The organism is Vibrio sp. A37, from assembly GCF_059777565.1.
Map to the genome: position 1 here is coordinate 1 of NZ_JBLNLI010000011.1, position 24,553 is coordinate 24,553.

Genomic DNA, 24,553 nt, shown 5'->3' on the forward strand with positions numbered 1-24,553 from the left:
GCGCTTCTCAGCTCGAAATCTCCTGCACATAACGCAAGATAACCTGATTAAAGCATTTTAATGTAAGACTTTAATTAGAACAGTTTGGTGCGGAGTGGTAGTTCAGTTGGTTAGAATACCGGCCTGTCACGCCGGGGGTCGCGGGTTCGAGTCCCGTCCACTCCGCCATTTATCATATGATCCTCGCTACATGCGAGGTTTTTTATAATTAAAAATAAGTTTAGGGGTGTAGCTCCAATTGGCAGAGCAGCGGATTCCAAATCCGCGTGTTGGGAGTTCGAATCTCTCCACCCCTGCCATTATTTTAAGCTCTAGCAGAATTGCTGGAGCTTTTTTGTATCTATCGCTTTTACAAAGCGATGTGTTGGGAGCTGGAACGCCAGCCCGGTCGATCTCTCCACCCCTGCCATTATTTAAGGCTCTAGGAGAAACGTTGGAGCTTTTTTGTATCTATCGCTTTTGCAAAGCGATGTGTTGGGAGCTGGAACGCCAGCCCGGTCGATCTCTCCACCCCAGCCGTTATCAAGGCTCTAGGAGAAACGTTGGAGCTTTTTTGTATCTATCGCTTTTTCAAAGCAATGTGTTGGGAGCTGGAATACTAGGCTAGTTGAACTCTCAATCATCACCATTACTTTAAAGCTCTAGCAGAGAAGCTAGAGCTTTCTTTCTATCGAGGGCTAGCTTATCTCATCACAAGTCACTTTGTTCTGTGTGCAAAACATGTTGTTGTTCTGGGATTGACATTTATCCATTGCTTCAAGAGTGGCTTTGGCATGGTTGAACGATTGTCCTTGATAAGTTTTACCAAAGATAGAAATGGTACAGAGGTAGGCTGCGTGTTTACTTGGCCTGTTACTAATCTGAGACTCTAAGTAGTCTACTCTCTGGTTGAGTCGGTTTACTTCTTTATTTAGCCTATGTATTTGCTTTTGAAGTTTAGCTATCTGTTGCGTTTGACTCGCTTGGTCTGCAAACGCAGACACGCTAAACAAAGATGCAAAAATCGCTAAAGTACTGACAAAATATTTCATAATCTTTGTTTCCTATAGATAACGTATCACACTGTTGAATTTGGAAGCATCGTACCATCAAACTATATTCAAATACGCAAACATAGACTTCTAAAATATTGTGCTGAGGTTAGCATTGCTCTTCGTGAACAAGGCAGGACTATTTTTCAAATACTAATATTAGTAGAGAAGGTTCATACATACTTTGGGGCAGTCTTGCAAAAATACTCTTATCTCTTTTACATGTTATTAGCGTTACCTATATCGAGCTTTGCTACGCCTTGGGAAGAATTAACTAAACCTTCGGTTCGTGCGACTGAATCAATAGGAAGCTATTCCAATGGCTGTTTAGCTGGAGCGGTGAAATTACCTCTTCAAGGCGTTGGCTATCAAGTCATACGTAGTCAAAAATTGCGATATTTTGGTCATAAGAAAACTATCCGTTTTGTTCGTAACTTAGCTTCAATGTCTTATCAAAAGAATAAAACTAACCTTCTAATTGGTGATATTTCTTTACCACAAGGTGGGCAGTTTTCATCGGGTCATGCAAGTCATCAAACAGGTCTGGACGTGGATATTTGGTTTCGAACGGTAGAGCGACCGCTTTCCAAGAGGGAACTGAGATCTCCAACGGCGTTAAGTGTTGTGGATATTGAACGTCATCAAATAAATAGCAACTGGGGAATAGAGCATTTTGAATTACTAAAATTGGCAGCGAGTGATGAAGGAGTATCGCGGATCTTTGTTCATCCGGTTATTAAGAAACAGCTATGCACAGCAGAGACTAGCACAGACAGAGAATGGCTAAGAAAAGTGAGACCGTGGTTTGGTCACCACTATCATTTTCATGTCAGGTTGAGTTGTCCGCCAAGGGACAAGCATTGTTATGCTCAGAAAGCACCACCTAAAGGTGACGGGTGCGGGGCAGAAATTGCTAGCTGGAAGCCTGAGGATATGAAAAAAGAAAGGTATCGTAAAAAGTTTAAAGCGCCTATCCTTGCTCCAGAAATGTGCTTGGCAATGCTAAGGGATGCAAACTAAATATGACACAAAATTAAAAAAGCTCCTAGGGAGCTTTTTCTTATGCTAGACCTTGAATAATAACAAACTTTTCAAGTAATTCTTCTTCGGTCTCTACGTGTTGTGGATCGGTTATAATGCAGTTTGTTATTGGGCAAACAGACTGACAAGTTGGCTTGTCGTAATGCCCTTTGCATTCAGTGCATAAATTCGGGTCTATCTCGTAAATGCTATCTCCCATTGAGATAGCATTATTTGGACATTCCGGCTCGCACATATCGCAATTTGTGCACTTTTTGGTTATCAGCAGAGACATAACTATTTACCCGTTGGGTTACGAGTGTCTTGTCCTTGCTGAAGGTTTCGCATTAGTAGGCCGTATTCTAAATCCAAATCTTGTGGTACAGGAATAAATACGAAGTGGCCATTTCCTTTTGCATCGTCAATAGCTTCAGATTTGCGGTTTTCCATCGCTTCTAGCGTGAAGACAACGCTACCTTTCGGCGTCATTAGCTCAAGGCTGTCACCAACGATAAACTTGTTCTTTACTTCAACTTCAGCTAAATCACCACGACGTTTACCAGTAAATTCACCTACAAATTGCTGCATGTCTGATACTGAGTAACCGTACTCGTAGTTTTGGTAGTTATCGTGTGTATGACGGCGTAGGAAGCCTTCTGTATAACCACGGTGGGCTAGACTTTCCAATGTTCCTAGTAGGTTTTCATCAAATGGCTTACCAGCGACAGCGTCATCAATTGCCTTACGATAGACTTGAGCAGTACGAGCACAGTAGTAGAAAGACTTAGTACGGCCTTCGATTTTTAGTGAGTGGACACCCATCTTAGTGAGACGCTCGACATGTTGAACAGCTCGAAGATCTTTTGAGTTCATGATGTAAGTACCATGCTCATCTTCATATGCTGCCATCTTTTCTTCTGGTCGGTGAGCTTCAGATAGGAGTACAACTTCATCTGTAGGTTTACCTAGGCCTAATGTGTTATCTGGGCGTTCTTCTTGAACATCAATCGCTTGTGCTTCTGTTGGGTCAAACTTCTCAACTAATTGACCAGCGTCGTCTTCTTTTGCTTGTTCAACTTTGTATTCCCAACGACATGCGTTGGTGCATGTGCCTTGGTTCGGATCGCGCTTGTTGATATAACCAGAAAGTAGGCAGCGACCAGAGTAGGCCATGCACAGTGCGCCATGGACAAAAATTTCAATTTCTGTTTCTGGGCACTGTTCTCTGATTTCTTCGATTTCTTCTAATGACAACTCACGAGAAAGGATAACGCGTTCAACACCCTGAGTAGACCAAAACTTAACGGTTGCCCAGTTAACTGCATTTGCTTGTACTGATAAGTGAATCGCCATCTCAGGAAAAGCTTCACGCACCATCATAATCAAGCCAGGATCGGACATGATTAGCGCGTCAGGACCCATTTCTACAACAGGTTTTAGATCGCGAATAAAGGTTTTTAGCTTTGAGTTATGTGGTTGGATATTGCAGACCACATAAAACTTCTTGCCTTGAGCGTGTGCTTCGTCGATACCGACCTTCAGGTTTTCATGATTGAATTCGTTGTTGCGCACTCGAAGACTGTAACGAGGTTGGCCTGCGTAAACAGCATCTGCACCATATGCAAAGGCATAACGCATGTTCTTTAGGCTACCAGCTGGTGATAGGAGTTCTGGTACGAAATTGCTTGGAGTTGTCATTGCTTTCATTCTCTAGTTCTGATTTCAAGTCAGGCCAGCACCACCACATGGTACTGGAGGGCGCAAATTTTACGTTAAAATGCAGATAATGCCTAGAGTTTTTATATTCAGGAAAGCTTTAAAGAACAGGGGGAGTGAGTAGGAGATACTGGTTCGTATCCCCCTATTTTTATCATCATAAGAGCTATTAGGCTTCAGTTAATCCACCGAGTTCAGTGTATAGGTTTGGTAGAAACGAGCTAAATTCGCCACAAAGTAAAGAAAAATCAGCGTCAAAACGCGCTGCAGGATCTTCTCTTGGGATGTCTTCGTTTTGATCTTTTAGATCTTCAGAGTATTTCAAGCGTTTGATAGTACCATCTTCAGCCAACACAAAGTCGATACGCGATTGCCAATTTAGAGAAAGTTTGGTGACGACTTTATCAGCGTTGATGTGATTATGGATTTCTTCTGAGGACAGTTCTTGGTTTTTGCAGCGAATAATACCGCCATCTTCTTGAACTGACTTCAGTTCGGCTTCATCGAGCATTGTAAAGCCAGCAGGTGTGTCACCTGATTTCACCCAGTCAGTTAACGTTGTGTCAATAGCTTTTTCTGGAATGGCTGGAACGACAGGTAGACTTCCAATGGTTTTTCTTAACAGAGCTAACGCATCTTCAGCTTTTTTGTGGCTACTTGCGTCAACCAATATCATTTTTTGCTTGGGAAGAATAAGCAGGTAAGTATAGTTACTACGACTGAACGCTCTTGGCAGTAGATCGATAACAATATCGTCTTTAATGTTTTCTTTTTCTTTTTTCTTTAGGGGGCGCCCTTCTTGCTGCTCCATTGACTCAATCTTGCTATGCAGTGCTTCATTGATCACAGAAGCTGGCAGCATTTTTTCTTCTTTTTTGGCACAGATGAGTATATTGCCTTCGGATACATGGGTCATCATATCGCCATGTTTTCCCATTGCAGAAGTCCAACCAAACTTTTGTTTGTCTTGGCTACTACAAGGCGTAAATTTAAATTCCGCAAGCTGCTTTTCTAATTGATCAGCGTTGAATTCGATATCTCGATTGAAACGATAAACTAGACAGTTTTTAAACCACATATTTTTCTCTTTACCCTATTGAAGGAGCGCAATGATAATTAAGTTTTATCTGATTGTCTTATGCAGAAGCCAAAATATATACCGAAATTAGCGTAAGATGCGAGCTTCAGTGAGATGAATCAGAAGTCAGTGCAAAATCATAATACTGAGTTTTTTCACCCTATGATGTGGGGTATAACAATGAAACAGAAAAGAAACTTATATTAAAATTTGTTTTCAATGGTCACAAAAGTGTCATAATTAGTAGTGATAATGCTAAACGTCGAAAAGGCCAATGCCTGGTTATAACTTAACTCTCACAAGGTTATTCATTTATGTCTCGAAGGATTCTAGTTGTTGAGGACGAAGCACCTATTCGCGAAATGTTGTGTTTTGTTCTTGAACAGAAAGGTTACCAAGCCGTAGAAGCGGAAGATTATGACACGGCTGTCACTAAGCTTGCGGAACCCTTCCCTGATTTAGTTTTATTAGACTGGATGCTACCTGGTGGTAGTGGAATCAACTTCATCAAGCACATGAAGCGTGAAGAGCTCACTCGTAATATTCCTGTTGTGATGTTGACAGCACGAGGTGAGGAAGAAGACAAAGTTCGAGGTCTTGAAGTTGGTGCAGATGACTATATTACCAAACCCTTCTCACCAAAGGAGCTGGTAGCTCGTTTAAAAGCGGTTATTCGTCGTGTGACGCCAACGGCTCTAGAAGATGTGATTAATGTTCAAGGTTTAACGCTTGATCCGGTTTCTCATCGGGTTACGGCAAATGATCAGCCTCTTGATATGGGGCCGACTGAATTCAAAATGCTGCACTTTTTCATGACCCATCAAGAGCGTGTTTATAGTCGTGAGCAACTGCTTAACAACATTTGGGGCACCAATGTTTATGTTGAAGATCGTACGGTCGATGTTCATATTCGCCGACTACGTAAAGCACTAGAATATGCTGGGCACGATAAGCTTATTCAAACAGTTAGAGGTGCAGGCTATCGCTTCTCGGTTAAATCTTAAGGATTTATTAAGAGGTTACGAATGGTTACAAGGTTAACCTGGAAAAAGCTAGCTTGGGGGCTGGCTTTTTTTTACGCGCCTTGGCTTGTGATCGGATGGTTCTTCGGTCACATGTCTTGGCTTCTGTTGGCTGCAACAGTCTTACAGCTATCTTGGCACCTCTTCAATCAGATGAGGCTTTCGTCATGGCTCTGGGATGAAAAGAGGCTCGCTCCACCTTCGGGGACTGGAGATTGGGAATCGATTTTTGATGGTATCTACCGTTTACAGCAAAGACAGCGCCGGAAAAGAAAAGAGCTGACCAACTTAATCCGTCGTTTTCGCAATGGTGCTGAGTCCCTACCAGATGCGGTTGTGGTATTTCGAAGCGAAGGCAATATTGTTTGGTGCAATAAGCTTGCTCAAGCTATTTTAGGCTTTCGGTGGCCAGAAGACTCTGGGCAGCCAATATCTAATCTTATTCGCACTCCAGATTTTATTAAGTATCTCAATAAAAACGATTTTTCTGAGCCTTTAGAAATGCGGTCTCCACTTAACGTTGAGCGCGTGCTGGAATTGCGTATTGTTCCATATACAGAGGGCGAGCATTTGATGGTTGTTCGTGATGTGACTCAGTTGAATCAACTTGAAGGAATGCGGCGTAACTTCTTCGCGAATGTTTCTCACGAATTACGTACCCCCATGACAGTATTGCGTGGTTATCTTGAGATGACAGAAGACCCTGACATGTTGGCTGGTCCGATGTGGGAAAAAGCCCACGGCGTCATGACCGCTCAATTGAATCGCATGAGCAGCTTGGTTGACCAACTTTTAACACTTTCTAAAATCGAAGCCTCTCCAATGCATGAATTGGAAGATGTAGTTAACGTGCCTTCTATGCTAGAAGTGCTTGAGAAAGAAGCGGTAAGCCTAAGTGGAGAGCAAGAGCATAAGCTGTCTTTTGAGGTAGATAAATCGCTTTCAGTACTAGGTGATCAAGACCAACTTCGCAGCGCGATTTCGAATTTAGTATACAATGCAGTAAAATATACCCCTGCTGGGGCAGAAATAAACGTAAAGTGGTGTCGTACACCTCAAGGTGCATTGTTAGAAGTATCCGATAGCGGCGACGGTATTGAGCCGCAGCACTTACCTCGTTTAACTGAACGATTTTATCGAGTGGATAAAGCACGCTCTAGGGATACAGGAGGAAGTGGATTGGGATTAGCTATCGTTAAGCATGCGCTTAATCACCATGATTCTCACTTAGACGTACATAGCGAGTTGGGAATCGGAAGCAAATTCTCGTTTGTTTTGCCTAAGCGTTTGATTGCGAGCACTTAATGAACCGAGTTCGAAATATTGCTGTTAATCTGTCTCTGCTTCTATGTGTTTTTAGCACATCATCTTTTGCAGAACAGCTACCAAACTATGTAAAAAAAGCAGGGATCTTCGGCAATATTTCTTCGGTCGGCTCGGATACATTGTCGGGTATGATGACACTTTGGGTGGATGAGTTTACCCAGTTATATCCAGGGGTCTCTATTCAGGTTCAAGCGTCTGGCTCAGCAACAGCCCCTCCCGCTTTAACGGAAGGAACGGCGCAACTAGGACCGATGAGCCGGCCAATGCGTAGAAGAGAAATAGATGCATTTGTCGCGCACTATGGTTACAAACCGACCCAACTTCGTGTGGCGATTGATGCTATTGGAATATACATTAATCGTGATAACCCAGTTAAAGGGCTCAATATTTCCCAACTAGACAGTATTTACTCCGCGACGTTAAGGTGTGGTGCTACCCAGTCCACAACAACGTGGTCTCAGTTGGGGCTAAATTACGAATGGGCGAAAAGAAGTATCCAGTTATTTGGTCGTAACTCTGCGTCAGGCACTTATGGATATTTTAAAGATCACGCGCTTTGTGGTGGCGACTATAAAAATAGGGTCAATGCTTTACCCGGTTCCTCTTCTGTAATCCAATCGGTTTCTTCCGCTATCAATACTATCGGTTACTCTGGTGTGGGCTATCGCTCTGCGGGTGTACGCATGTTGCCAATTGCTTTAACTGGGAAAGATTATATTTACCCAAGTCGAGAGCATATCCTTTCTGGCGAGTATCCTCTATCTCGCTATCTATATGTTTATGTCAATAAACCTCCTAAAAAGCCTTTGCCTAAACTCGTTAAAGAGTTTTTGACTTTTATTTTTTCTAAAGAAGGCCAAGCTTTGGTCGAAAAAGATGGTTACGTACCTGTTTCTGTAGCTATAGCCCGAAAGCAATTGGAAAAAGTGGAATTGAAGTAAAATTTTTTCCAATTGTATTTGTAGAAACTTGGTAAATTGTTACGTTTGCTTTTTAGCTAACTGAAATCTTCCGTTCTATACTCTAGATTACGGAATTGCGACTTTTACTCGTAAAAAGCTTGGATATCCTGGAGGAAGGACATGGGACTCAGTCTGTTTGGTTTAATAGGGAATCGCACCAAAAGTTTACACAGTGGATCGGCATCGCCAGTTTTATCCGAGCACAAAATTTCATTTTCTGAGCCTTCTCAAGAAGCTTTGGAGAATAAGGCTATTTTAGCTGCGGTTAATAAAGTTCAGGCGGTGATCGAATTTAACCTCGATGGTACCATCATTACAGCTAACCAAAACTTTTGCAACGCGATGGGTTATGCATTGGAGGAAATCCAAGGAAAGCACCATAGCATGTTTGCTGATCCTACCTATGCGAAGAGTTCCGAATACCAGAACTTTTGGCATAGGCTAAATGCGGGAGAAGCGTTTTCGGGAGAATTCAGACGTTTAGGTAAAGGAGGCAAAGATGTTTGGATTCATGCTTCCTACAATCCTATCTTCGATGCCAAAGGAAAACCTTATAAAGTCATTAAATTTGCATCAGATATCACTGAGCAAAAACTAAAAAATGCTGACTTTGAGGGACAAATTGAAGCGGTGGGCAAATCACAAGCCGTCATCGAATTCAATATGGATGGCACCATCATCACTGCCAACGAAAACTTCTGTAACACGATGGGGTATAACCTAGAAGAAATCCAAGGCCAGCACCACCGAATGTTTGCTGAGCCTCAGTTAGCGTCAAGTCCTGAATATCAGCAATTCTGGCAAAAACTCAATCGTGGCGAGTTTATGTCTGGGGAATATAAGCGAGTCGGCAAAAACGGCAAAGAAGTCTGGATTCAAGCGTCTTATAATCCAATTTTTGATATGGATGGTAAGCCATTTAAAGTAGTAAAATATGCTTCCGACATTACCAAGCAGAAGCTAATAAATGCTGACTACCGAGGACAAATCAAAGCTGTTGGTAAGTCTCAAGCTGTGATTGAATTTAATATGGATGGTACCATCATTACCGCTAACGAAAACTTTTGTAATGCGATGGGCTATTCGTTAGAAGAAATCCAAGGCCAGCACCATAGAATGTTCGCAGAGGCTAGTTTGGCGGCGAGCTCAGAATACAAACAATTTTGGCAGAAGCTCAATCAAGGCGAGTTCATTTCGGGCGAATTTAAACGTGTGGGAAAACACGGTAAAGAGGTGTGGATTCAAGCGACTTATAACCCCATTATGGATATGAGTGGTAAGCCATTTAAAGTCGTTAAGTATGCTTCTGATATCACTAAGCAAAAAATAAAGAATGCGGATTTTCAAGGCCAAATTGAAGCTGTTGGCAAAGCCCAAGCCGTGATTGAGTTTAACATGGACGGCACCATCATCTCTGCCAATGAAAACTTCTGCAATGCAATGGGCTATTCACTTCAAGAGATTCAAGGACAGCACCACCGAATGTTTGCCTCTCCTGAATTGGCATCTAGTGTTGAATACCAACAATTTTGGCAGAAATTAAATCGTGGTGAGTTTATCTCAGGGGAATTTCAACGAGTAGGAAAAAATGGCAAGGACATCTGGATTCAAGCCACTTACAACCCTATTTTGGACTTGAACGGTAAGCCTTTTAAAGTGGTTAAATTTGCCACGGATATAACCGAGCAAAAGATGAGAAATGCGGACTACCAAGGGCAAATTGAAGCGGTTGGTAAAGCGCAAGCGGTGATTGAGTTTAACATGGACGGCACTATCATCACTGCCAATGAAAACTTCTGTAATGCTATGGGTTACCGGCTGGACGAAATTCAAGGTCAACACCATAAAATGTTTGCCGAGCCTAGCTTAGCAAATAGCCCTGAATATAAGCAGTTTTGGCAAAAACTCAATCGTGGGGAATTTGAAGCGGGTGAATTTAAGCGATTGGGTAAGGGAGGCAAAGAAATTTGGATTCAGGCCACCTACAATCCGATTTTTGACGTAAACGGCAAACCTTTTAAAGTCGTTAAATTTGCCACAGATGTGACTGAACAGAAACTGAGAAATGCGGACTATCAAGGTCAGATTGAAGCAGTCGGTAAGGCTCAGGCTGTCATTGAATTTGAAATGGATGGCACTATTATCACTGCTAACGAAAACTTCTGTAAGACCATGGGGTATGAGCTTAGTGAAATACAAGGCCAGCACCACAGAATGTTTGCAGAAAAAAGTTTGGCTAACAGTGCGGAATATCAGCAATTCTGGCAACAACTGAATCGTGGCGAGTTTGCCTCAGGTGAGTTTAAACGTGTGGGTAAAGGAGGCAAAGAAATATGGATTCAAGCCACATATAACCCTATTTTAGACTTAGACGGCAGACCTTTTAAGGTTGTAAAGTTTGCTACTGAAATTACTGGTCGAGTTAGAGCCGTTGAAGAGGTTAAAACATCGCTACTTAAACTCGAGCAAGGTAACTTGAATTCAGATATACGGGCTGAGTTTTCTGAAGAGTTTATGGAACTGAAAGATGCGATTAACAACATGGTTGGTGAGCTTCGCAATGTTGTTAGTTCCGTAAGCCGTGCATCTACAGATGTTAAAATAGCCTCTGATGAAATTGTTCGTGGCAATAATGAGTTGAGCGAGCGTACGGAAACTCAAGCTTCCGCTTTAGAAGAAACCGCAGCGAGCATGGAAGAGATGACTGCCTCGGTGAGGCAAAATGCTGACAGTGCTAAAGAAGCCAATACGGTGGCTGATGACGCTCAATCAAAAGCGGTGAAAGGCGGGGAAGTTGTTGAGCAAGCAATTAAAAGTATGCAGCAAATCAATGAGTCGAGTAAGAAAATTAATGACATTATCGGTGTTATTGATGAAATCGCTTTCCAAACCAATTTACTTGCACTAAATGCTGCTGTTGAGGCTGCAAGAGCGGGAGAGCAAGGGCGTGGATTCTCAGTGGTCGCTGGTGAAGTTCGTAACCTTGCTCAACGTTCTGCTTCTGCTGCGAAAGAGATCAAAGCGCTGATCAAAGATAGCGTGGATAAAATTGAAAATGGTAGTAAGTTAGTGAATCAATCAGGCGAGACACTAGAGGAAATAGTGGGCTCAGTGCGCCAAGTAAGAGGAATGATTGCAGAAATATCTGAGTCATCTTCTCAACAAAGCTTGGGAATTGAGCAAGTCACCCAAGCGGTATCTCAGATGGATGAGATGACCCAGCAAAACGCGTTATTGGTTGAGAAAATTTCATCCATGAGTAAACAGATGGCTCAGCAAGCTCAAGGAATGAATGATACATTACAATTCTTCTCAATGGATCAAAATTAAGCTTCGAAATTATTTAAATTAAAAAGGATTGGTGTCGTAATGCGCCAATCCTTGTTTAAGTCACCTTGTTCCAAATGAAATTGCATAAATTAATCGCCACCGCCACCATCTCCTCCAGAACCGCTATCTGAACCATCACCCAATGAATAAGGTGAATAGCTGGATCGACTTTTACTTCTATATTTGTCGCCATAGGAAGCGATGTCCTCCGGGTTAAAACCATCAATCAAGTCGGGAGGTTGAGAGTCAATACATGTTAAGTTATTTGGACTCTTTTTGTAGACGGTATTCTCTTTCTTGCTCTTCGATTTAGGAGCGACAAATAGATAGAAGGCTAAAAATACAACTACTGCCACTATCACATACAGTATGAATAGTATTTGAAGTGTTGTTTCATCCATGAATCCCCCGCGAGATCTACCAAGATATACTTAGTAATAGTCGTTTGCCAACGCTAAAGCAACCTAACCCACTAGGCTAAACACTACTCCTAGTAGGTAATATTAGGGTATTCAATTTGATAGGTGATTATTAAAAACTCAGCGTCCAGCCTGCAGTTTGCCAATACTCTTGCTCAGTAGTTAAATCGGCAAACAGCAGTTTATTTTCATCGTGCCAATTTGGATTGTTTGAACTCAATGTCCAATTTTCACCATCACACCCTAAACTGAATTCGACATGGTCTTCATCATTTCTTTGCCCATTCACCATTATAGCGAGACGAAGTACCTGAATTAGGCCTAAGACGTGCTTCTGCTTAAACAGGGTGAACTGTTCCATTTCTTGCAACTTAAGCGCTTTACGCTGAAAGCGGGCTAATGTCGCTATCACTCTTTGCTGTTCTTGGTTAAAGCCGGGCATATTGGTGTTTTTGAGAATGTAGGCTGAGTGTTTGTGAAAACCTTGCAAACTTATACTTAAACCCACCTCGTGAAGTAGCGCGCTCCATTCAAGTAAATCGAATAATTCACTGCTTGGCTTTAGTTCGAGCTGTTTGCTGACTTGGTTAAGAAATTGCACCGCTTGCTGCTTGACTTTTTCGGCATGTTCTAAATCGACGAAATGCTTCACAGCTAAGTTTTCAGTGGTACGCATCCGAATATCTGAGCGCTTGAATCTCTCTTCCATCTCATAGAGCAGACCTTCTCGCAAAGCGCCTTCAGAATAATGCAATTGAGAGATTTTTAAATCTTTCAAAATGGCGCATAAGATAGCGACTCCAGCGGCAAAAACAGGTTTTCTCTCGTTGATTAAACCTTCTAGTTTAATGTCCTCGATGTTGTCCCATTCGCAGAGGCGATCGATCAGTCTCTCAACGCGTTTTTGAGTAATAATCCCGTCTTCATAGCCAATAGAAAACAGTACTTCTCTAATTGCTTTCACCGTTCCTGATGAGCCAAAGGCAATATCCCAACCTTTCTTTTTGAACTTTGGAGCGATGGCTTCTATTTTTTGCTCGGCTGCGAGAATCGCTTTGGCAAAGTTCTTTTTCGACAGCTTGCCATTTTTGAAGTAGCGATCTGTGTAGCTGACGCAGCCCATTCGTTTGCTACTAAGTAAAGTTGGCTCAAATCCGCTGCCAACAATGAGCTCTGTACTGCCTCCACCAATATCCACCACTAATCTTGAACCTGACTCCACCTGAGTGTGAGCAACACCGAGGTAAATGAGTCGAGCCTCTTCATGGCCGGGTATAATTTCAATTGGAAAGGGAATGATTTCCCGTGCTCGTTGAAGAAATATATGCGCGTTGTTTGCTTGGCGTAGGGTGTGGGTACCGGCAATACGTACATTACCTTCTTCGAACCCCTTTAGCCTTTCAGCGAACATTTCCAAACACTCTAACCCTCGTGTCATTGATGCATGATCGAGGTTGTAAAGGTTATCTAATCCAGACGCTAAGCGAACTCTTTGTTTATGTCGGCTGACCAACTGTAAATCTTGGTCGACAACTCTGGCCACTACCATATGAAAACTGTTTGAGCCAAGGTCAATTGCTGCTATGTCACGAATATCAGTTCGTTGGTTCATCTTCCTGCTTTATCTTTATGTTTTTTCTAGTTTGTTTTTCTATACGTTTAAGATAGTCATAAATAGCGATTTGTGAGCGTACTTTCTTCTTATTTCCGCGAGGTACGTAAGTATTACTCATCGATTTGTCTATCCAGCGCGCTTTTACCGTATCAGTAAAGTGGATGTCAAGAATATCAATAATACGTTGCTTGAGGCGAGGGTCACGCACTGGTGCTGCAACTTCGATTCGGTGATCAATGTTTCGTGTCATCCAGTCAGCAGAGGAAAGGTATACTAGTGGGTCTCCATCGTTATGCGTGACTATCACCCTAGGATGCTCTAAAAACCGGTCGACGATACTGATGATTTGAATGTTTTCGCTTATACCTGCAAGACCGGGTACTAACGAGCACATACCGCGAATAATCATTTTGATTTGTACGCCAGCACTGCTTGCTTTGTAGAGCCTGTTGACCAACCCTTTGTCGACGAGATTATTCACCTTTAAGGTAATGCTTGCATGCTTGCCAATCTTAGCGTTCTCTATTTCCCTATCAATCAGTTGGTATAATCGCTTTCTAGAGTTTCTGGGTGATACGATCAGATGGCGGAATTTAACTGGCAAATACGGGTTTTCAATGTAAACAAATACATCTCGGACTTCGTTTGTTATCTCTGGATCGGCAGTCAACAAAGAGAAGTCGGTGTAGATTCGTGCTGTTTTTTCGTGGAAGTTACCGGTACCGATGTGCGCGTAGCGGACGATCTCGCCTTCTTCACGTCGAGCAATCAGCAGTAACTTTGAGTGGATTTTTAAACTTGGCACACCAAAGATAACTTGTACGCCAGCGTCAGTCAGAACCTTGGACCACTCGATATTAGCTTCTTCGTCAAAACGAGCTTGAAGCTCGACGACAACGGTGACGCCTTTACCGTTGTGTACGGCATCAATGAGCGAGCGCATTAAGCGAGAATTTTTGGCGACGCGATAAATATTGATTTTTATGCTCAAGACTTTTGGGTCGAAAGAAGCTTGACGGACGAGTTCATTGATGTGGTCAAAAGTGTGGTACGGATAATAGAGCAAGATATCTTGCGCACGAATCGCGTCAAACTTGTTATTGTAGCCTTCAAAATCAGCACAATGTATTGGTGAAAGCGAGGGGTTTTCTAGGTACTTTCGTCCAACATTCGGGAAGTCGATAAAGTTTCGGTAGTTATGATATCGGCCTCCGGGGATTAAACTGTCATAGTGCGAAACGTCTAGTTTTTCACACAGAAAGCTCAACATTTCTTCAGGCATATTGCGCTCATAAACAAATCTTACTGGCATGGCGGTAAGGCGTTGATTGAGCCCTTCTGACATTTGTTCTAGTAGGCTGTGCTCGACCTCGTATCCTAAATCGTATTCTGCATCTCTGGTCAGTTTAATCGCATAACCGTTGAGCTCGTCGTAGTCGAAAAAACCGCGAAAAATATCATCAAGACAAGCACGAATTATGTTATCGAGTAGAATGATGGTTTTTTTTCGGTCGCCCTTTGACTCTGGGACGATAACGAACCTTTGCATATCATCTGTCGGAATCTCCAATAATGCGTATTGAGATTGATCGTCCTTTTTCAACTCGACGGCGATGTAGGCGTGTTCATCTTTCAAAGAGTAAAGCATGTCAAACTTTTCTGTAACCAGTAAAGGGGTAACATTTGGTAACACTTTTCGGTTGAAATAGCTTTTTATCCAGTCAAGTTGCGTTTCGGAAAGCTGGTTTTCGTTAACAAGAAATATTCTTCTCCTTGCCATTTCTATGAGTAGTTCCCCATAAACTTCATCAAAATATTGATTGAGTTTCGTGGCTCGGTTTTGCATTTTAGTCAGCAAGTGCTTAGCACTATCGCTACCGCCAGTTTCTCTGTTGATGAGAATTCTGCGTTTTACGTCTGAGAATCTGACTTTGTAAAACTCATCTAAGTTATTGGAAAATATTCCTAAAAAACGAATCCTTTCGATAAGAGGAACACTGGTGTCTGCGGCTTCTTGGAGAACTCTTTCATTGAATGAGAGCCAGCTTAGCTCTTTTTCAACATACAATTTATCGGTGTTCATTTTTCTCGGTACCAATTCAAAAACGGGAGATTATAAAAAGCAAATGTTATGTTTTAATGTATCAGGTTCTATTTGAAATAATACCTACATTAACCTCTGTTATAACGGCGCTATACTTCTATTGTTTTCAGTAATTTATTTGGTGTTGTAATATAATTGTCATTTAGTGGGCCTACTATGACGCTGCAAAAATCTAGATAGAGGAATGAATGTCGAGATCAGGGTTTTCTTTACGGGAGAAAGACAAGAAAAGACTTATTAAAGATCGTATAGCAAAAGCCATGGTGACATGTGGTGGATTAGCGGTGCTTGCTGCGTTGATCTTAATTTTTGTTTACCTAGTCAATATGGTCGTTCCTTTATTCTCCAACCCGAAAATAACGCCGTACGCCTCAAGTCAACTTACCATCGACGCGCAGCCATTAGCAATGGAAATAGATGATTCAGGAAAGTACCTTTATACACTTTCTTCTGACGGCGATTTGCGTTTCTTTTCTGTTGGTAGCAAAAACCTAAACTCTCTTTCCTCTTTTAAGGTTTCTCATAATATTCAGCACCTTGCTAAGACACCAGTTCGAGAAGGGTGGCTTGCCTTGGTCGACTCTCAAGATAATGTCATTATAATCAAACCCACCTTTTTACATACTTATAATCAAAAGAAGAATCACATTCATCCAGGTGTACAGTTTTACAAAAGTGCTCCGAAAATCGATTTGGGAAAGGCTTCGACCAGTCTTACGCATATCGCGTTTGCAATGAACGGTGATGTCCTAACGCTTGTTGCCAGTTATTTGAATGGTTCCGTTGATATTATCCAGTACAATCATCACAAAGAAATTGACCGTTATGCGTTGAAAACCCAACAACCAAAAATAGATCAAGTATTGCTCACCCCTGACGCTAAAACCTTGTATATCCGCGAGGGGGATAAATTAACGGTAGTGGAAAAAGCACCGAACCAATTTATCGTTCGCCAAACGGTCGACTTATCTCGAGGCAACAGTAAATTGACGGTGAAATCCGTTAAGCTTCTAGCTGGTGCGTATTCCTTATTGGTGACTTATAGCAATGGAGAAATATCCCAGTGGTTTGATGTGCTGAAAAATCAAAAGCGTTCACTCTCGTATATTCGCGGCTTTAAGCCGACTGATAATTTGAGTTTTATCGTTCCGGATTCTTATCGCAAAGGATTTTATGCTTTTTCTAAAAATGGCGAGATTAAAAGCTATTACACCACCAGTGATCGCGCTTTATCATTTAAGAATATTGTCGATTATTCTCCTCAGTTAGCTGCGATGGCAGGGAATGAGGAATACCTGTTGGTCTACGGAGAAGGGCAGTTAACCGTTTCAAAAGTGGAGGCTTACGCACCTGAGATTTCTTTTTCCTCACTGTGGGAAAAGGTTTGGTATGAAAGTTACCCTAAGCCAGAGTATGTCTGGCAAACAACCTCATCCAGTCATGATTACGAAGCGAAATACAGCTTAATGCCACTTACTTTCGGTACGCTTAAGGCGGCAGCGTTCGCGATGTTGTTTTCACTTCCTATTGCTATTTGTGGCGCAATTTACACCGCATATTTTATGTCTGAAACCATGCGCCGAATCGTCAAGCCTTCAATCGAACTGATGGAAGCGCTTCCAACCGTTATTATTGGTTTTTTAGCTGGGTTATGGTTTGCACCAATTGTAGAAAGTCATTTAGTCTCAATAGTGCTAACGATGTTGCTACTCCCCCCATTCATTGTGCTTGTTGGTCTCGGATGGAAACTGTTACCTAGTCGACTAACTCGATACTGCCCCAATGGTTGGCATCCTTTAATACTTATGCCTTTGATTGCTTTATTTACCTATATGATTCTTGGCAATAGCGGTCTTATTGAAGCTTGGTTGTTTAATGGTGATGTGAGAGTGTACCTCGCGCAGCACGGTATTGATTACAACCAAAGAAATGCTTTAGTTGTAGGGTTTGCGATGGGGTTTGCCGTGATACCCACCATATTTACCATCGCTGAAGACGCGGTATTTTCAGTACCCAAGCACCTTTCCGATGGCTCACTTGCTCTAGGTGCAACTCCATGGCAAACATTAACTAATGTTGTGTTGTTGACAGCTAGCCCTGGCATTTTTTCTGCGGTGATGATGGGGCTTGGAAGAGCTGTGGGTGAAACTATGATAGTTCTGATGGCGACAGGCAATACGCCAATCATGGATTGGAATATTTTAGAAGGGATGAGAACACTATCTGCAACTATTGCCATCGAAATGCCAGAATCGGAAGTAGGTAGCCCACATTACCGACTCCTGTTTTTGTCGGCGTTAATATTGTTGATATTTACCTTTGCCGTGAACTCGTTGGCGGAGTGGGTTCGGCAACGTCTTCGGGATAAATATCGTGCAATGTAGAGCGGGCTAGAGGTAAAGGTTTACATGAGTAAATGGTTTAAAATAGGAGCTCCTTGGATCTGGCTAACCAGCGGTGCCGTTAGTATTAGTTTACTTTCTGTACTTGGACTTCTGTTATTAATTGGCTGGAAAGGGTTATCGTATTTTTGGCCTGCGCCTTTGTATCAATGGCAAACCCAAGATGGCCATATTCTAGTAGGGCAATTGTACAACACAGATTATGTACCTATCGGACATTTGAAAGAAATGCATATCGATTTCCCTCCGGAAGTAAAATCTAAAGGTGTGGTAAAACGCCTGAGTGTTAAGATTGCCAACAGAGAGCTCTACTCTGCCGATTTTGTCCATTTGTTGGCAATTAATATCATTTCTCGTACCGCACCTAAAGATTGGGCTGTTGTTGAACGATCTGAAAACGGTGACTTTTACGGCAAGCCAATTGGTATCGTTAACGCTGACGGGAATATTTCTCACAACCTAAATGTGCAGTTGTCGTCTGATATTACTTACGCGCAAACGGTTCGAGATGAAATTCAAACAATCATCAACGACAAAATAAAGCAATACAGTGCTCAAGCCGAACGGCTGCGTTTAGAAAAGCGCAGCAAAGAGTTGGGTGGCACCGCAAGCAAGGCGTATTTATCCCAATATGAAAGCCAACTTGGCCTGTTACTAAAGAAACTGGATGCTGCGGATAAGAAGGTTGACCAACTTCGTTCAGAGTTGAATCAGCGAGCGCTTTTAATGCAGGAAATGACTGGAAAACAAGTCAAAATTCCTTTTAGTCAAGTTTTAGATGTTTGGTATCCAAATAAGATGACAATACTCGATAAAGTTGCGCATTGGTGTAAAAAAGTTTGGGTATTTTTGTCCGAAAACCCGAGAGAAGCCAATTCAGAGGGGGGAGTGTTTCCCGCAATATTTGGTACGGTGTTGTTGGTTATTATCATGTCGATTATCGTGATGCCGCTAGGGGTCATTGCTGCTATTTATCTGCATGAATATGCTAAGAATAACTGGCTGACACGAATTGTTCGTATTGCGGTAATAAATTTGGCTGGTGTTCCATCTATTGTTTATGGGGTGTTTGGTTTAGGCTTTTTTGTTTATACGATAGGTACTTCAATCGATAAACTGTTTTATGCGGAAAAACTCCCAGTTCCCACTTTTGGTACTCCTGGTTTGCTATGGTCTGCGTTGACTTTAGCGGTGTTAACTTTACCTGTCGTGATTGTTGCTACTGAAGAAGGGCTTAGTCGCATCCCGGCGTCTGTTCGTCATGGTTCATTGGCGCTTGGAGCAACGCAGTATGAAACCTTACGTCGAATTGTATTACCTATGGTGACCCCTGCGATGTTAACGGGGCTAATATTAGCTGTAGCTAGGGCCGCTGGTGAAGTTGCACCGCTAATGTTAGTGGGAGCGGTAAAGCTTACATCTAGCTTGCCTATCGATGGCCAATTTCCTTATTTACACTTAGACCGTAAGTTTATGTATTTAGGTTTTCACATCTATGATATTGGATTTCAGAGCACGAATATCGAATCGGCTCGTCCACTTGTATACGCCACATCATTTTTATTGGTTACTGTCATAGTCGGACTAAACTTAACGGCAATAAGCATTCGTAACAATTTGCGCGAAAAGTACCGTGTACTAGGACAGGATTAAATATGTTTTCAGTCAATCAAGCGCTTGGTTATCAAGCTCCACTCAATGTTAATGATCTCAGTGAAGAAGATACTGCTATTGCTATTGAAAACTTGAACCTGTTCTATAAAAAAGCGCAAGCGCTCACTGACATCACAATGCGAATTCCAAAAGGACAAGTTACCGCCTTTATTGGTCCTTCTGGATGTGGAAAGTCGACTTTACTTCGTTGTATCAACCGCATGAACGATCTCGTTGATGGGTGCAGTGTGGATGGAAAAGTGTTCTTACAGGGGAGAAATGTCTATGAACCAAGTGTTGATGTTTCAACTCTGCGTCGCCGAGTAGGGATGGTTTTTCAGCGCCCGAACCCTTTTCCTAAGTCAATTTATGAAAACGTTGTCTATGGCTTGAGATTGCAAGGCATCAAAAATAGTCGAACCTTGGACGATGCTGTTGAACGTTCATTGGTTGCGGCCGCGTTATGGGATGAAGTAAAGCATCGCCTTCATGAAAATGCGTTTGGTTTGTCAGGAGGTCAGCAACAAAGGCTGGTGATTGCTAGAGCCATTGCAATTGAGCCTGAGGTATTGCTACTTGATGAGCCAACTTCTGCTCTGGATCCGATTTCGACATTGACAATTGAAGAGTTGATTAATGATCTTAAAACCAAATATACGGTTGTCATTGTTACCCACAATATGCAGCAGGCGGCGAGAGTCAGCGATCACACGGCTTTTATTCATCTTGGCAGATTGGTAGAGTACTCAGACACAGACTCCATATTTACTTCACCGAAGAAAAAACAAACAGAAGATTACATTACAGGTCGCTACGGATAGCGAATAATCGTCAATATTTACAGGAGAATCAATGAACTTTGGTCGTCATATTTCAGGTCAGTTTAACGTTGAGTTGGAATCTATCCGAACCCATGTCTTAACCATGGGTGGGTTGGTAGAGCAGCAGCTAGCGTTCGCCATGCAAGCTTTGCACAAAGAAGATATTGAACTTGCGCGGAAAGTCGTCAAAGATGATCACAAAGTGAACGCAATGGAAGTCTTTATCGACGAGGCTTGCACCCGAATTATCGCCAAACGCCAGCCTACTGCAAAAGACTTGCGCTTGATTATGGCTATCATAAAAACCATTACTGACCTTGAACGAATTGGCGATGTAGCGAGTAAAATTGCTCATGTAGCAATTGAAAGCCAAACCGCACAAGAGCGACTTTTTCAAGTTTCTTTGGAGCCTCTTTGTCGTCAAGCCATATCCATGTTGCATCAGGTATTGGACGCCTTTGCTCGGATGGATGTAGATGCAGCGACAGAAGTGTACAAATTTGACGATAGAATTGATGCTGAATACGAAGCGGTTATTCGCCAGTTAATAAGTTATATGACCGAGAATCCTGCTGACATACCCAGTGTTCTACAAGTAATGTGGTCTGCGAAAGCCATCGAGCGAGTGGGTGATCGTTGCCAAAATATTTGTGAATACATTATTTATTTTGTAAAAGGAAAGGACATTCGTCATTTAGGGGACCAGAGCATCGATGATGTTTTAAAATAAGGACATTTTGCTTCTTCCGCAGTCTTCACATTGCTTCATCACAGCAATAAACAGATTCTCTCTTTTCTAAAAAGTACTGTGCTCTTCGCCTAAGTTTTTGTTTATTAGAGTGTCTGATTTATCACGTTGTAAGTAATTATAACGTGTAATGTTCTCGGTTCTTTCGTGTGGCTGCTAGGATTAAGAATAACCATCCTTTGCGACCAAAGACCTTTAAACTAAACGGATTTAGTTATGAATAAAGCCAAACTATATAGATTAGTTTTCACGATTGTCGTCCTATTTATTACGGGCTGTGACCAGAAGAAAAAACACTTTACTGTTGGCCTAGTCACCAATAATCCAAATGGATTGAACAACGTTAAAGGGTTTAAAGATGGACTTTCTGAGTTGGGGTATTTAGAAGGAAAAAACTTAACCATTATTTCTGAAGATAAACCGTTATCAGGCCAAGAACTCACGGATCAGCTTAGCAAGTTCGTTGAGAATAAAGTAGACCTCATCTTCACCGCAGGTACTCCTACAGGTGTTGCAGCATATCACGCTACCGCTCACACAAATATCCCCGTTATTTTTGGTGTAATTGCAGATCCTATAAAAGCAGGTGTACTGACTAATCTTACCGAGCCTGGCGGTAATATTAGCGGTGTCAGGATCAGCAACAACCAAGCTCTGCGATTAGATCTTATGAAGCAGTTAGTCCCGAATGCCAAGAATATTTTAGTGTTATATAACCCCAACGATCCGGCTCCCATGAGTGCGTTAGAGCAATTGAAAAACAGTGCCGATACTTTAAATGTTGTACTTCATTTGGCTGAGTGCCCTGATAGTGAGTCGGTAGCGAAAGCACTCGCTAGTATCCCCCAAAATACCGATATCATGTTCATTTTGCCCGATAGTGTAGTAAACAAACGCATTAAAGATATTGTCAAAGCTTCTATCGAACATAAAATCCCGCTTTCCGGTCCTACTAATCTTCAGGTAGAGAAAGGTGCATTGATGGCTTATGGAATAGTACATTATGAAGCAGGTCAGCAAGCTGCTCGAATGGCACATCAGGTATTAGAAGGAGCTAAGGTATCTCAGTTGCCCGTCGAAACAGCAGAGTCCTACCTAGGTATAAATCTAGTGACAGCAGATATCATAGGGTTGTCTGTCCCAGACAGCTTGTTGCGACAGGCCAAAGTTGTCATTCGAGCAGAAGACACTCCCAACTAACAAAGTAGTATCGTTGATTTGATATGAAGTTAGCTGCTATTCGAGGGTTAAGAGGTTCTCAGAATAAATCAAGCCTGTCCCGGAGCTTGCGGTTTCGCTTATTGATTATGTTTTTAGGGCTGACGGTCGGCCCAATCTTAATCATTGCGCTCGTATCTGGTAGAGCGAGCTATGAGACTTATAGAGCGCAGCAACTGGCTCTATTTGAGCAAATAGCAATATCTATTGAATACAGGGTACTCGCGATATTTGATCAAGCTGAGAGAGATTTTCGTTTTCTTGAAAGTAGTGGGATAGTCAAATCTAATTTTTATCAGCAAAGGGAAATGCTGCAAAATTTAGTGTTTGGCAGTGGCCTATATCAATCGGCTAGTTTGGTCAGTCTAGATAATTCCACAATCACACAAGTTTCTCGAACTTCATTGAAGCGTCCAGGGTTATTTGAAGAACTGATCGCTTCCCAAATGTTTGTTGATGCTCTGAGAGACAAAGTTAGGCAAGTTGAAGTGTGGTATGACACAGACTTGCGTGAGCCCATGGCTCGCTTAGTTGTTCCCATTATTAATCCACGTAACGCTCAGGTGAGTGACATCTTGTATTCCGAAGTTAGGCTCAAGTCTATTTGGGATACGTTGGCGATGGTGGGGCTAGAAGAAAGCCGGGATGCTTATGTCATTAATGGGGACGGAAGAGTCGTCGCACACCGTAATCCAAGTATTGTATTGCGTGGAACTGTTGTCGATAATCAACTTAGTGAGCTGTCGAAAGGTTTGTCAGGTGAAGTTTCTGTTATCTATTCGCAACTAGGTAAACTTAGTCCATTCGGCTTGCAAGTTGTGGTAGAGCAGCCAGTGGCTCAAGCATACCTCTTGATACGCAACGTACTTTTTGATGTGATTTTAATATCGTGTCTTGCGCTCATTTTGGCTTATCTGACTTGGATATATTTTAATAACAAAATTATCAGCCCTTTAAACAAGCTATCTCTGGCTGCGAAAGATGTCAGTGAAGGGCGATACCCTGAGCCAATTCGCGAGACTGATGTGGATGAGCTGAATATTTTGTTGTCTAGTTTCAATCAAATGGTGGTTGATTTAAAACACGCGCAAAAACGAGACAAAATGCAAGCCGCTAAACTCGCCGATATGAACCAAGAATTGGAGAGGGAATATCGAGCTTTAGAAGTCACAGAGAAACAATTAAGAAAGAGCCAAAACTTATTGAAACACGCTCAACAAATTGCTCAGCTAGGAAACTGGGAGTGGGATGTGCATTCGGACCAGTTCACTTGGTCAAACGAAATTTTTACCATTTTAAATTTTGAAGAAACTGATTTTAAGAGTGGCATTGAATCGATTTTAGAAAAAGTGGATGAACAAGAAAGAGAATTGGCCGAAAAAAGTTGGCGTACGATTCCTGCCAAAGATCATCATATTCAATGGACGAGTAAACTGATCTTAAAAAACCGAATCGAGAAATTTGTCGCACACCGAGCTGAAGCTATTTACGATGAAAATGGCTCCGCTATCAAAGTTATTGGCGTGATGCAAGATATTACGATACAACGGCAAAATGAGCTCAAGGTCTGGCATCAAGCGCATTACGACTTCCTCACTGGCTTAGTTAACCGAAGCCTTTTCCAAGATAGATTGGAACAGGCTATCGTTCATGCAGAAAGAGCAATGTGCAAAGTCGCGTTGCTGTTTATCGATCTAGATAACTTCAAGAAGATTAATGATACCAGAGGTCATAATGCTGGTGATTTGGTACTAAAGGAAGTGGCGGATCGGCTGAGAAAGTGCGTAAGAAAAGAAGATACGGTGGCGAGGCTCGGTGGCGACGAATTTACTATTTTGCTTGGTGAGTTGCCCAATACAGAACAAGCAGAAAGAGTGGCGGCAAAGGTTCAAGATAGTCTATTTTCTCCGTTAATTATACAAGGTGAACATATCCGTATTTCCGGTAGTATCGGTGTTTCAATCTACCCTGATGACGGAGAAGATATAGAAAGTTTGATAAGAAAAGCTGACGATGCTATGTATCAGGCGAAATATTCGGGCAAAAATACAACTCACTTCTATCATTCGAAAAATGATGAATCATAAT

Annotated in this window: 18 protein-coding genes and 2 tRNA genes; 13 read left to right on the top strand and 7 right to left on the bottom strand. The window is 42.1% G+C overall.

The genetic code is table 11. The annotated features are described in order from the left end of the window. Positions 1–91: 91 nt before the first annotated feature. A tRNA-Asp gene (locus tag ACM2FC_RS17075) sits at positions 92–168 on the top strand. Between the two features lie 54 nt (positions 169–222). Beyond that, positions 223–299 (top strand) — tRNA-Trp (locus tag ACM2FC_RS17080). 378 nt (positions 300–677) lie between these two features. Here ACM2FC_RS17080 and ACM2FC_RS17085 read toward each other — a convergent pair. Further along, positions 678–1,031 (bottom strand): hypothetical protein, encoded by a 354-nt coding sequence (locus tag ACM2FC_RS17085; protein WP_498482181.1) that lies wholly within the window; start codon positions 1,029–1,031, stop codon positions 678–680. Positions 1,032–1,226: 195 nt separating this feature from the next. Between ACM2FC_RS17085 and mepA the strand changes: the two genes are divergently transcribed. Further along, a complete protein-coding gene (mepA, locus tag ACM2FC_RS17090) occupies positions 1,227–2,051 on the top strand; it encodes a penicillin-insensitive murein endopeptidase (protein WP_498482182.1) in 825 nt (274 codons plus the stop codon). Positions 2,052–2,091: 40 nt separating this feature from the next. On the opposite strand, the gene ACM2FC_RS17095 is transcribed toward mepA, so the two are convergent. From ACM2FC_RS17095 to rdgC, 3 genes are all read right to left on the bottom strand, one after another. Next, on the bottom strand, positions 2,092–2,346 hold the full coding sequence (locus tag ACM2FC_RS17095) for a YfhL family 4Fe-4S dicluster ferredoxin (RefSeq protein WP_498482183.1): 255 nt from the start codon (positions 2,344–2,346) through the stop codon (positions 2,092–2,094). A 2-nt stretch (positions 2,347–2,348) separates the two neighbouring features. Continuing rightward, positions 2,349–3,749, bottom strand: a complete 1,401-nt coding sequence (gene trhP / locus ACM2FC_RS17100) for a prephenate-dependent tRNA uridine(34) hydroxylase TrhP (RefSeq protein WP_498482328.1) — start codon at positions 3,747–3,749, stop codon at positions 2,349–2,351. Positions 3,750–3,936: 187 nt separating this feature from the next. Then, a complete protein-coding gene (gene rdgC, locus ACM2FC_RS17105; protein WP_498482184.1) occupies positions 3,937–4,845 on the bottom strand; it encodes a recombination-associated protein RdgC in 909 nt (302 codons plus the stop codon). Positions 4,846–5,159: 314 nt separating this feature from the next. Here rdgC and phoB point away from each other — a divergent pair, with 314 nt between their 5' ends. The 4 genes from phoB to ACM2FC_RS17125 all read left to right on the top strand — a co-directional run bounded on the left by phoB (position 5,160) and on the right by ACM2FC_RS17125 (position 11,485). After that, positions 5,160–5,849, top strand: coding sequence for a phosphate regulon transcriptional regulator PhoB (phoB, locus tag ACM2FC_RS17110; protein ID WP_498482185.1), 690 nt, complete (start codon positions 5,160–5,162; stop codon positions 5,847–5,849). A 21-nt stretch (positions 5,850–5,870) separates the two neighbouring features. Then, positions 5,871–7,172, top strand: coding sequence for a phosphate regulon sensor histidine kinase PhoR (gene phoR / locus ACM2FC_RS17115; protein WP_498482186.1), 1,302 nt, complete (start codon positions 5,871–5,873; stop codon positions 7,170–7,172). Continuing rightward, complete coding sequence (locus ACM2FC_RS17120) at positions 7,172–8,134, top strand: PstS family phosphate ABC transporter substrate-binding protein (protein ID WP_498482187.1); 963 nt, start codon at positions 7,172–7,174, stop codon at positions 8,132–8,134. The genes phoR and ACM2FC_RS17120 overlap by 1 nt, the downstream gene beginning before the upstream one ends. Positions 8,135–8,275: 141 nt before the next feature. Then, positions 8,276–11,485, top strand: a complete 3,210-nt coding sequence (locus ACM2FC_RS17125) for a methyl-accepting chemotaxis protein (protein WP_498482188.1) — start codon at positions 8,276–8,278, stop codon at positions 11,483–11,485. Positions 11,486–11,574: 89 nt separating this feature from the next. Here ACM2FC_RS17125 and ACM2FC_RS17130 read toward each other — a convergent pair whose 3' ends face one another. From ACM2FC_RS17130 to ppk1, 3 genes are all read right to left on the bottom strand, one after another. Continuing rightward, complete coding sequence (locus tag ACM2FC_RS17130; protein ID WP_498482189.1) at positions 11,575–11,886, bottom strand: hypothetical protein; 312 nt, start codon at positions 11,884–11,886, stop codon at positions 11,575–11,577. A 130-nt stretch (positions 11,887–12,016) separates the two neighbouring features. Beyond that, positions 12,017–13,516 carry an exopolyphosphatase gene (gene ppx / locus ACM2FC_RS17135; protein ID WP_498482190.1) on the bottom strand — a complete coding sequence of 500 codons (1,500 nt, stop codon included), beginning with the start codon at positions 13,514–13,516 and terminating at the stop codon, positions 12,017–12,019. Further along, positions 13,500–15,602, bottom strand: coding sequence for a polyphosphate kinase 1 (gene ppk1 / locus ACM2FC_RS17140; protein WP_498482191.1), 2,103 nt, complete (start codon positions 15,600–15,602; stop codon positions 13,500–13,502). Before ppk1 ends, ppx begins: the two co-directional genes overlap by 17 nt. Before the next feature lie 1,529 nt (positions 15,603–17,131). Here ppk1 and ACM2FC_RS17145 point away from each other — a divergent pair. The 6 genes from ACM2FC_RS17145 (at position 17,132) to ACM2FC_RS17170 (ending at position 24,552) form a co-directional block, all read left to right on the top strand. Next, positions 17,132–18,007: an ABC transporter permease subunit gene (locus tag ACM2FC_RS17145; protein ID WP_498482329.1), complete on the top strand. Its 876-nt coding sequence runs from the start codon at positions 17,132–17,134 to the stop codon at positions 18,005–18,007. Positions 18,008–18,031: 24 nt separating this feature from the next. Next, positions 18,032–19,678 (top strand): phosphate ABC transporter permease PstA, encoded by a 1,647-nt coding sequence (gene pstA / locus ACM2FC_RS17150; protein ID WP_498482192.1) that lies wholly within the window; start codon positions 18,032–18,034, stop codon positions 19,676–19,678. Positions 19,679–19,680: 2 nt separating this feature from the next. After that, complete coding sequence (gene pstB, locus ACM2FC_RS17155; RefSeq protein WP_498482193.1) at positions 19,681–20,499, top strand: phosphate ABC transporter ATP-binding protein PstB; 819 nt, start codon at positions 19,681–19,683, stop codon at positions 20,497–20,499. Between the two features lie 31 nt (positions 20,500–20,530). Further along, positions 20,531–21,229, top strand: coding sequence for a phosphate signaling complex protein PhoU (phoU, locus tag ACM2FC_RS17160; protein WP_498482194.1), 699 nt, complete (start codon positions 20,531–20,533; stop codon positions 21,227–21,229). Positions 21,230–21,463: 234 nt separating this feature from the next. Then, positions 21,464–22,447, top strand: a complete 984-nt coding sequence (locus ACM2FC_RS17165; protein ID WP_498482195.1) for an ABC transporter substrate-binding protein — start codon at positions 21,464–21,466, stop codon at positions 22,445–22,447. A gap of 107 nt (positions 22,448–22,554) precedes the next feature. Beyond that, positions 22,555–24,552 carry a diguanylate cyclase domain-containing protein gene (locus ACM2FC_RS17170; RefSeq protein WP_498482330.1) on the top strand — a complete coding sequence of 666 codons (1,998 nt, stop codon included), beginning with the start codon at positions 22,555–22,557 and terminating at the stop codon, positions 24,550–24,552. The last annotated feature ends 1 nt before the right edge of the window (position 24,553 follow it).